Genomic DNA, 1320 nt, shown 5'->3' on the forward strand with positions numbered 1-1320 from the left:
TACATGTCGTTGCTCTCGACGTTCGAGGATGACCAGATCGAAGCAGGCGTGGCCGAGATCGACGCCTGCCATCCGGAACCGGTGCTGTTCTTTCCCGACCGGTTCGCCTTCGTGCTCGGTACCCGGAGGAGGACCGTCTCGTGACCGAGACCGTCGATGACCGTCTTCATCGGCTGCAGGGCGAGCTCAACGGTCATGATCGGATCGCGCGACATCTTGGTCTCGACTTCACCCGGCCGATCAAGTCGTTGGGTGACGGCTACCCAGAGAACACCGTCTCGCTCATCGGGAAGATCGCCGAACGGCTGCTGAAGCAGCTGTGGACCCATCATGAGGTTCCGGGCGACCCGTCCGGCAAGGCGCTGAACGATCTGATCAAAGGTTGCCGGCCGCATATCCGCAGCACCAACGTCATCAACGCGTTCACCGACATCCAGCGGCTTCGGAACCGCTCGTCGCATGACGGTTATGAGATCGCCGAGGAGGACGGCCTTCTCGCCGTGCGCCGGCTCTTGGACGTCTTGGACTGGTTCACCAGCACCGGTGTCACCGCGATCATCGGTGACGCGCCCAGCCTTGATCTGCTAGTCGAGCGGAAGGCCGAGTTCCTCTCGGGCCTATACGCGACGCTGGGGTACAAGGCGATCAAGCGGTTCGAACTGTCCGAGAGCACCGTCTACCAGCTGTTCTGCCGGCAGATCGGGTTGCAGGCCGAGTATGTGGAGATCATGCTCAGTTGCAGCCTGGAAGAGCTGAACCAGCTTCTCACCACGACCGGCGGCGAGATCCTCAGTACCCAGCTCCCGAAGCACACCCGGTTCCTGATCGTCGAGGACGAGCCGTCCGAGGATGTGGCGCCGTTCGCGGACGGTGAGATCCGCATCGTGGCCTACGAGCGGTTTGTGGAGAGGATCGTCGACGTACCGTCGCACCTGTCCGCCCTGACGGTCAGCTACCCGGAGACGAGACCCCGTGACGTAGAGCCGCTCAGGATCGCCGGGGATGTGCTGGAAGCGGACCAGCACACCGGCGAGATGACGGTCACCGAGACGTCCGACGCCGGGGAGATCTTGCGCCGCCTCGTGAGAACCTCGGCGAACATCCTCGTCATCGGTGGTCCGGGCAGCGGGAAGACGACGCTGCTGAAGCAGCTCGCGGCGGACGGTTCGGAACCCGCACGGCATCGCTACCGCTTCTACCTGGACATGAGCCTGAAGGAACCCGAGGAGGAGTTCGGTGACTTTGTCACCCGGACCCTCAACCCGTACATGACGGTTCTGCGGAACCGGGTCTTCGACGTCTTCCTGTACCTGATCCGGG

Annotated in this window: 1 protein-coding gene; it reads left to right on the plus strand. The window is 63.0% G+C overall.

What is annotated here, in order from left to right:
- Nucleotides 1-140: 140 nt before the first annotated feature.
- A partial coding sequence (locus ACY45C_RS15110; RefSeq protein ID WP_462188235.1) for an ATP-binding protein occupies nt 141-1320 on the plus strand: 1180 nt, incomplete at its 3' end.

This window comes from Frankia sp. CcWB2, assembly GCF_977927585.1.